Annotated in this window: 8 protein-coding genes and 1 tRNA gene; 4 read left to right on the top strand and 5 right to left on the bottom strand. The window is 64.0% G+C overall.

The features are described 5' to 3' along the window. The 3 genes from AYR66_RS18960 to AYR66_RS18950 all read right to left on the bottom strand — a co-directional run. Window positions 1-893, bottom strand: an 893-nt coding sequence (locus AYR66_RS18960; protein WP_206047221.1) for an NAD(P)/FAD-dependent oxidoreductase, incomplete at its 3' end; no start/stop codon positions are given. A gap of 15 nt (window positions 894-908) precedes the next feature. Next, window positions 909-1,337, bottom strand: coding sequence for a hypothetical protein (locus AYR66_RS18955; protein WP_088709930.1), 429 nt, complete (start codon window positions 1,335-1,337; stop codon window positions 909-911). Window positions 1,338-1,464: 127 nt separating this feature from the next. Beyond that, window positions 1,465-3,249, bottom strand: coding sequence for a DUF4214 domain-containing protein (locus AYR66_RS18950; RefSeq protein ID WP_088708793.1), 1,785 nt, complete (start codon window positions 3,247-3,249; stop codon window positions 1,465-1,467). A gap of 221 nt (window positions 3,250-3,470) precedes the next feature. On the opposite strand from AYR66_RS18950, the gene AYR66_RS18945 reads away from it, so the two are divergent. The 3 genes from AYR66_RS18945 to AYR66_RS18935 all read left to right on the top strand — a co-directional run bounded on the left by AYR66_RS18945 (window position 3,471) and on the right by AYR66_RS18935 (window position 6,032). Next, window positions 3,471-3,908 carry a hypothetical protein gene (locus AYR66_RS18945; protein WP_141104109.1) on the top strand — a complete coding sequence of 146 codons (438 nt, stop codon included), beginning with the start codon at window positions 3,471-3,473 and terminating at the stop codon, window positions 3,906-3,908. 85 nt (window positions 3,909-3,993) lie between these two features. After that, window positions 3,994-5,088: a DNA polymerase IV gene (gene dinB / locus AYR66_RS18940; RefSeq protein WP_088708791.1), complete on the top strand. Its 1,095-nt coding sequence runs from the start codon at window positions 3,994-3,996 to the stop codon at window positions 5,086-5,088. Window positions 5,089-5,120: 32 nt separating this feature from the next. Next, complete coding sequence (locus AYR66_RS18935) at window positions 5,121-6,032, top strand: recombination-associated protein RdgC (RefSeq protein WP_088708790.1); 912 nt, start codon at window positions 5,121-5,123, stop codon at window positions 6,030-6,032. A 72-nt stretch (window positions 6,033-6,104) separates the two neighbouring features. Here the strand turns inward: AYR66_RS18935 and AYR66_RS18930 are convergent. Further along, window positions 6,105-6,181, bottom strand: a tRNA-Asp gene (locus AYR66_RS18930). Window positions 6,182-6,283: 102 nt separating this feature from the next. On the opposite strand from AYR66_RS18930, the gene pip reads away from it, so the two are divergent. After that, a complete protein-coding gene (gene pip, locus AYR66_RS18925; RefSeq protein WP_234814941.1) occupies window positions 6,284-7,267 on the top strand; it encodes a prolyl aminopeptidase in 984 nt (327 codons plus the stop codon). On the opposite strand, the gene AYR66_RS18920 is transcribed toward pip, so the two are convergent. Further along, the coding region (locus AYR66_RS18920; protein ID WP_206047220.1) for an SRPBCC family protein at window positions 7,264-7,709 on the bottom strand (446 nt) is incomplete at its 5' end. The genes pip and AYR66_RS18920 overlap by 4 nt on opposite strands.

Genomic DNA, 7,709 nt, shown 5'->3' with positions numbered 1-7,709 from the left:
CACCGCCGCAGGCGGTTGTGCACGGCTGTCGCGGCAACTGCCGCCTGGCCCATCGCGACGGCAATCTGGTTCAGCCCGGCAACGATGTCGCCCGCCGCATACAAGCCCTCGACCGACGTCTGCTGGTGCGCGTCGACCAGCAGGCAGCCTGCCTCCGTCACTCGCGCGCCAAGCCGTTGCGCCAGGCCGGAGTTGACGATGGTGCCGAGCGCGGCATACACCACATCGAAGCGTTCTTCGCTGCCATCGTACAGACGCGCACGCAGTCCGTCGCCAAGGCGTGACAGCGTTACCGGCTCGCGCACCACGCGCACACCGGCGCGGACGATCCGCTCGCTTTCCTCGTCATCGGGTTCGATCGTGCCCCTGATCGACAGCAGCGTCACCTGCGGCGTGTAGTGGCGCATGAAGAGCGCCTCGCCGAGACCGCCTTTGCCGCGTCCGACGACCGCCACCTTGCGGCCGCTCGCCTCGAAGCCGTCACAGATCGGGCAGAAGCGCAGCAAGCCCGCTGCCAACGCTTCCTTGACCTCCGGGATTTCAGGCGCAACGTCGACCACGCCGGTGGCCATGATGACGGACGCCCCCAGCAATCGCGCCTCACCGGCGCTCGCGTGGAAGCCGCCGTCAGGCAGGCGGTCGAGCGCATCGACAGTGCCAGGTGTGACGGACACACCGTACTCCGCCACCTGGGCACGCAGCCGCGACAGCAGGTCAGCACCGTGCACGCCGCCGACGTAGCCGGGGGTGTTGTGCGAGGTCGGGACGAGCAGCAGGCGGCTGGTGCCACCGTCGAGAATCACAAAGCGGCGCCGGAAGCGGGCGAGGTAGGTGGCGGCAGTCAGGCCCGCCGCACCGGCGCCGACGATCACGCAATCGAGCGGTGCGTCCATGCCAGCCATTCCAGGCTAGCGCCGCTGCTGCGGACGTCCCGGATCGTTGGAACGCGGCGGCGGCGAGTCGGCATCATCCAGGCTGGCGTCCTCGTCCGCATTCAGGTAATCGATGCGGTCCACATCAATGTCCGCGCCCATTTCGATATCCGAATCACGTCCCGCTGTTCCGCGTTCGCCTGTCCCGACCGCATCGGTATCGCTGTCGAGGCCCGCATCGCCGATGTCCGGCCCGGCGCTCACATCGCGCCGTCCGCTGTCGGGATCTTCATAGGTGCCCTTGTCCAGTCCGATGTCGGCTTCCTCCGCCCAGCGCAGTCCGCCTTGCACGTCGCTGCCTGAGTCGGAGGTATCGCTCGGGCCGAGCGAACCGGTGCCATGCCCCTTGCCGAGCTTGCGGTCGGGTTCGGGAATGTTGTCGGGGTCGAGTGTGTTGCTGGCCATGATCTTGCTCCACATGATTCAAAGGAAGATCAGGATGTGCAAACTCCATGCCGCCGTGCGTTTTGCACACGCGGCGCGCCCAAATGGGAGGCGCGCGTGTAATTTCGCCAGACCGCCGGAAATTTCTTCAGGCGGGCAGGCCGATCAGTTGAATTGCGGCACCGGTATCGGTCGCCGAGATGGCGGCGGCGATCGCCATGCCCTTGCTGATTGAATCCTCGGCGGTGTTGTAATTCAACCCGTTGTCGACGGCAAAGTAGTTGGCGACCGCGACCTTGTTGTCGAGCAGGTCGGCGACCCAGCCCCAGGTGGTGTCGCCCTTGAAGCTGTGTGCGGAATTGAGCATGGTGCTGATCAGCGATCCGCGGGTCTCCCTGCCCTGGGCGATTTCATTCGCCCAGTAATTGATGTCCGCGTCCGGTGGTGCGTTCGTGCCGCTGCGTCCGAGCACATTCTTGTAAATCACGCGCACGAAATCGGCGTTGCCCATGTCCGAGCTGTAGCCCGTCAGTGTTGCATACTGCACCGCGGCGCTGTAGAAGGACTCGCCCACCTGGGTGATCGTTTGCCCGCCCTTGAGCTGGCCGGCCCAGTAGGAGAGACCGTCGGCATCGGGGATGCGGTTGAAGTAGGCGACATACAGTTCCTCGATCGATTTCAGCTGCGCCGCCGTCACCGATTTCGCGGCATCGCCCGCCTGCAGGTTGACGTTCATGTCGTTGAACTGGATGCGCTCCACATTGCTGAGCGCAGACGTCGCGGAATTGTCGGTGCGGTTCGCGGTCACCGTGGCACCGCTCACTGCAAGCTTCCACGCACCGCGATTGCCCTGCAGGATAACGGTGTCCGTTCCGCCGCCGCCATCGATGGTATCGCTGCCGCCGCCGCTGGTGATCCGGTTCGACGCAGCATTGCCGGTGATCGTGTCGTTGCCCGCGGTCGCCACCAGGTTCTCGATCATGGTGCCGGCCATGATCGTCAGGTTGTCGATCGCAAGATGTCCGCTTTGGCCCTTGCCCACCGAGCTGAAGCCGCCGCCGCGCAAGTCGACATGCGCGCCGATGGTCACCGCGGACAAATCGATCGTGTCCTGCGTGCCGGCGCTGTCCTGGATCAAGGTCAGGTTGCGGCCCGATGCGTCGTTGTAGCTGTAGGTGTTGGCGTCGCCGGTATTGACGCTCTTCGCCCCGTACAGGTACTGCAGCGCAAGCATGTCGTAGAGACCGTACCAGGTCCGCTGCTGGCCCTCGGAATAGCTCGCGTCGCGGTAGGACATCAGCGTGTATTGCTGGATGTCCTCGGCCTGGCCGAGGTAGGTCGCGTTGGCGTCTTGCACCGGGGCTTCGCCGGCGTTGTAATTGCCAGGGTGCTTCAATCCGAGCGCATGGCCGATCTCGTGCAGCAGCGTCGAATAGCTGAAGCTGCCGGGTGTCTGCTCTGTCGAATAGTCGAGGCTGATCCACACATCGCCAGAAATGTCGCTGCTGTCCGAATTCGGCAGGAAGGCGTAACCCGATGAATCGGGCTGCATATTGTTGCCGAAGCGGATCTGGCCATAGTTGGAACCGACGTCGGCGACTTCACGGAAGCTGATGTTCAGCATCGTGGCGAGCTGCGCGAAGATGTCGCGCACCGCTGCCCGCTGCGCGTTGCTGAATGTCTGGAATCCGGTCGAGCCGTCGCTGTCGGTGCCGCCGTAGGACGGCTTTTCCGACATGAAGCTGTAGGTTACTTCAACGGCAGTGCCGAGCGGACTGCCGGCGTTCCAGCGGTAGTCCGCCGATTCGAGCAGGGCATCGATGCGGTAATCGCCGGAGATCGGTTTGCCGATCACTGGATTGACCGGATTGCTGGGGGCTGTCCCGGTTTCCGGGACGGTACTGGCAACCGCTGTGCTGGAGATGAGAGCCATGAGTCGGATGTGCTGAGTGGAACTGTTGTTATATCAAAATTACCTGCTGCCAACAATTTTCTAAATGTTACAGCCTTGCCTGAAGGCACAAAATCCGGAACTTCCCACTCGTCTCTCTTGTCAGTCCGGTAACGAAAGCCGCAGCATCCCGGGAATCACGGGCTTTCTCCGCGGCGCGCGGCAACACGGCGCGCCTCCGAGTCCCTTTCTTTCAGGAGTTGATGATGGCAACACTGCACAGGATTCTTTTCGGTTCCGTTCTGATCGCCGCCGCCAGCATGGCGCAGGCGCAAAGCTCTACCGCTACCACCGGCCCGGCCGCCGGCATTGCCGTGCCAGTCCCGGTCGAGAACAGCTCGGGCGCTGCCGCGACCGGATCATCCGCATCCGGCTCGGGAGCCGCCGCGACGACCGCGCCGGCCGGCGCAGCCACCACCTCGACCGTCACCAGCACGCCTTCAGCCAGCACGCCGGTCGATCCCTACGTACAACGCCGCGAAACGCGCAAGCAGGCCAAGGCCGAGTACAAGGACAAGAAAAAGGCGGCAAAGCAGGAATACAAGGAAGAGAAGCGTGAAGCCAACGCCGCGCTGAAGGCCTCGCGCAACGAGCCTGGCGTGCAGCGCAACGTCGACGGCACGAACTCGTCCGGCCGCTGATCGTTTTAAACGTTACGCCGCTGCGGCGGAGGCCTTCCCCCAGTACAATGAAGGCCTCCGCTTTCCTCGCGCGACGTAACGCACCGTGTCCGCTCCCCTCCGCAAAGTCATCCACTGCGATTGCGACTGTTTCTACGCCTCGGTCGAGATGCGTGACGATCCTTCGCTGCGCGGAAAACCGCTGGCGGTCGGCGGCAGGCCGGACCAGCGCGGCGTGGTCGCCACCTGCAATTACGAAGCACGCAAGTTCGGCATCCGCTCCGCGATGGCGATGTCGCAGGCATTGCAGCGCTGCCCCGACCTGATCGTGATGCCGCCGGCGATGGAGAAGTACCGCGCCGCATCGAAGCAGATCCTTGCCATCTACCGCGACTACACCGACCTCGTCGAACCGCTGTCGCTCGACGAAGCCTATCTCGACGTCACCGACTCGCCGCACTTCCGCAATAGCGCGACGCTCATCGCGCAGGAGATTCGGCAGCGCATCTTCGACACCGTGGGCATCACCGCCTCGGCCGGCATCGCGCCGAACAAGTTCATCGCCAAGATCGCCAGCGACTGGAACAAGCCGAACGGGCAGTTTGTCGTGCGCCCGCATGAGGTGGATGAATTCGTCGCCGCGCTCCCGGTCGACAAGCTGTTCGGCGTCGGCAAGGTCACCGCGATGAAGCTCAAGAAGCTGGGCGCGTTCACCTGCGGCGACCTGCGCGCGTGGACCGTTCTCGATCTGCAGCGCCACTTCGGCAAATTCGGCGGCAGCCTGTACAACCTGAGCCGCGGCGTCGATCGCCGCCAGGTCAGCCCGAGCCGCGAGCGCAAATCGGTCAGCGTCGAGGAAACCTACGTCACCGACTTGCAGGACCTCGACGCCTGCCGCCGCGAGCTGGCGCCGTTGATCGACCTGCTTCGCCAGCGCGTGCAGCGCGCACAGGCGGAGCGCCACATCCACAAGCTGTTCGTGAAAATGCGCTTCGCTGATTTCCGCCGCACCACCGCGGAGTGCGTGAGCACTATCATCGACGAGGCCGCCTGCTACCGGCTGCTCGACACCGCCTACCCGCGCGGCAACCGGCCGGTGCGCCTGCTCGGCGTCGGCGTCCGTCTGGAAGAGGATGAGGATTTCCACCAGCTCGGCCTGTTTGGCGAGGAAACTACAGACGCTCCCGGGGCCGGCGGGTAAAATGGCGCCTCCGTTTTTTTCAGGCGCGCATCATGTGGTTCAAGAATCTCCAGATCTATCGTCTCACCGCTCCGTGGACCCTGTCCTCCGAACAGCTCGAAGCGGCACTCGCGCCCCAGGCCTTCGCGCCGTGCACCAGTCTTGACCTGCAGACGCAGGGTTGGGTCTCGCCGCGCGAGAACGGCATGCTGGTGCACACCGTCAACCGCCAGATGCTGCTGCAGCTCGCCACCGAAAAGAAGCTGCTGCCGTCCACCGTCATCAACCAGGTCACCAAGGCGCGCGCCGCCGAGATCGAGGAACAGCAGGGCTTCAAGCCGGGTCGCAAGCAGATGAAGGAACTGAAGGAGCAGGTCACCGACGAATTGCTTCCGCGCGCGTTCAGCATCCAGCGCAGCACGCGCGTGTGGATCGACCCGGTCAACGGCTGGCTGGTGATCGATGCCGCTGGCGCGGCCAAGGCCGACGAAGTATTCAAGATCCTGCTCAAGTCGCTGGAAACCCTGCCTTTCGCCGCGCTGCGCACCGAGCGTTCACCGCTGTCGGCAATGACTGACTGGCTCGCCGCAGATGAAGCGCCGGCCGGCTTCACGGTCGACCAGGACACCGAACTGCGTTCCACCGGCGAAGGCAAGGCGACGGTTCGCTACGTGCGCCACACGCTGGAGCCGGAAGACGTACGCCGCCACATCGCCAGCGGCAAGCAGTGCACGCGCCTGGCAATGACCTGGGCCGACCGCGTGTCCTTCGTGCTGACCGAGACGCTGGCGGTCAAGCGCGTCGCGCCGCTGGATGTGCTGAAGGAAAATGCCGATTCGTCCACGCAGAACGAGGATGAGCGTTTCGATACCGATTTTGCGCTGATGACCGGCGAACTGGCGAAGATGGTCGCCGAGCTGGTGGAAGCGCTGGGCGGGGAAGAGCAGCAGAAGAAAGCCGCGTAAGAAGAATGCAGCCCGGTGCAAACCGGGCAGGCGAAAAAAAAGACGAACCCGAAGGTTCGTCTTTTTTTATTTTGGCGGAGCGGACGGGACTCGAACCCGCGACCCCCGGCGTGACAGGCCGGTATTCTAACCGACTGAACTACCGCTCCAGGAAACTGCTTGACGTTTGTCACCACGTCTGAAGGGCCTGAAGTCTACAGGAAATAATCGGATATGGCTACTCCTTCGGAAAAAAATATGGGGCGGCTAAAATGGAAGACCCACAACACGCACACATCATGGACGACCTGCCCCTGTATCCCCTGATCGAACCGTACCGCGCCGGCATGCTGCCCGTGGACGAGCTGCATACCCTGTATTGGGAAGAGTGCGGCAACTCCGAAGGCGAGCCGGTGCTGTTCCTGCACGGCGGCCCCGGCGGCGGCCTGTCGCCCCGGCACCGCTGCTTTTTCGACCCGGCGCACTACCGCATCGTACTGTTCGACCAGCGCGGGGCCGGCAAGTCCACGCCGCTGGGCGAATACCGCAACAACACCACGCCGCTGCTGGTGGCCGACATCGAACGCCTGCGCATCATGCTCGGCATCGACAAATGGCTGGTGTTCGGCGGCTCCTGGGGCTCGACGCTGGCGCTGGCCTACGGGCAGGCGCATCCCGAACGCTGCTCCGGCTTCGTCTTGCGCGGCATCTTCCTCTGCACACAGGAAGAGATCGATTGGTTCCTGAACGGCATCCGCTGGTTCTTCCCGGAGGTGCATCACGAATTCGCTGCCGGTGTCCCGGCCGACGAACGCGGCGACCTGCTGCAGGCCTACGCGAAGCGCCTCTTCTGCGACGATCCCGAGATTTACATTCCGGCAGCGCGCCGCTGGAGCCGCTACGAAGGACGCTGCCTGTTCCTGCGCCCCGATCCGGAAGCCATCGCCGATTTCAGTTCCGACAAGATCAGCATCGGCGTCGGCCGGCTGGAAGCGCATTATTTCGTGAACAAGGGATTCTTCAGCGAAGACCAGCTGATCCGCAACATGGACCGCATCTGCCACCTGCCGGCGGTGATCGTGCAGGGGCGCTATGACGTCGTGTGTCCGCCGCTGTCGGCATTCCGCTTGCACGCGGCGTGGCCGGGGTCGGTGATGAAGGTGATCGACGACGCGGGCCATTCCGGCTACGAGCCGGGGATTGCCGAGGCACTGGTCGCGGCGACGGACAAGTTCAGGACGGATCGCGGATTCTAGTGCGCGTTGCGCCGCTCGATCTCGACGACCACCGCTTCCACCGTCCGCTTCAGGCTGGCTTCCACGAGGGCGCGGCCGAACACCGAAGGGATCGCGAAATCCGGCTCCATCGTGCCGCTGAAGGTGATGCGCGTTCCCGCCGCCGCGCCATGTCCGCTGGGCTCCATGTCCCAGTGCGTGTCGTAGCGGCGCATGTCCCCCTCGACCAGCGCGACGTCGATGGTCGCAAAGGGCGCTTCCTCGATCTGCAGCACCATGCGAATCGTGTGCGACAGGATAAAGAAGCCGGCGCTGCTCATTTGCTCGATGCGCACCACGTTCCCGGCGCGGGATAATATCCGCACCGATATCAGGTCAGGAACGAAATCAGGCAGGCGTTCATAGTCGGTCAGCACGCGCCATGCCTGCTGCGGTGTAGCGTGGACGAAGCCGATGGCGGTAA

Origin of the sequence: Noviherbaspirillum denitrificans, assembly GCF_002211445.1 — a bacterium.
Classification (GTDB): domain Bacteria; phylum Pseudomonadota; class Gammaproteobacteria; order Burkholderiales; family Burkholderiaceae_D; genus Noviherbaspirillum; species Noviherbaspirillum denitrificans.
This window is presented reverse-complemented; position numbering and strand designations above follow the sequence as displayed.

What these genes read in the sequence shown, in the direction of transcription:
- AYR66_RS18935 (WP_088708790.1), top strand. Translation starts at nt 5,121, where the DNA reads ATGTGGTTCAAGAATCTCCAGATCTATCGTCTCACCGCTCCGTGGACC.
- AYR66_RS18945 (WP_141104109.1), top strand. Translation starts at nt 3,471, where the DNA reads ATGATGGCAACACTGCACAGGATTCTTTTCGGTTCCGTTCTGATCGCC.
- AYR66_RS18955 (WP_088709930.1), bottom strand. Translation starts at nt 1,337, where the DNA reads ATGGCCAGCAACACACTCGACCCCGACAACATTCCCGAACCCGACCGC.
- AYR66_RS18950 (WP_088708793.1), bottom strand. Translation starts at nt 3,249, where the DNA reads ATGGCTCTCATCTCCAGCACAGCGGTTGCCAGTACCGTCCCGGAAACC.
- pip (WP_234814941.1), top strand. Translation starts at nt 6,284, where the DNA reads ATGGAAGACCCACAACACGCACACATCATGGACGACCTGCCCCTGTAT.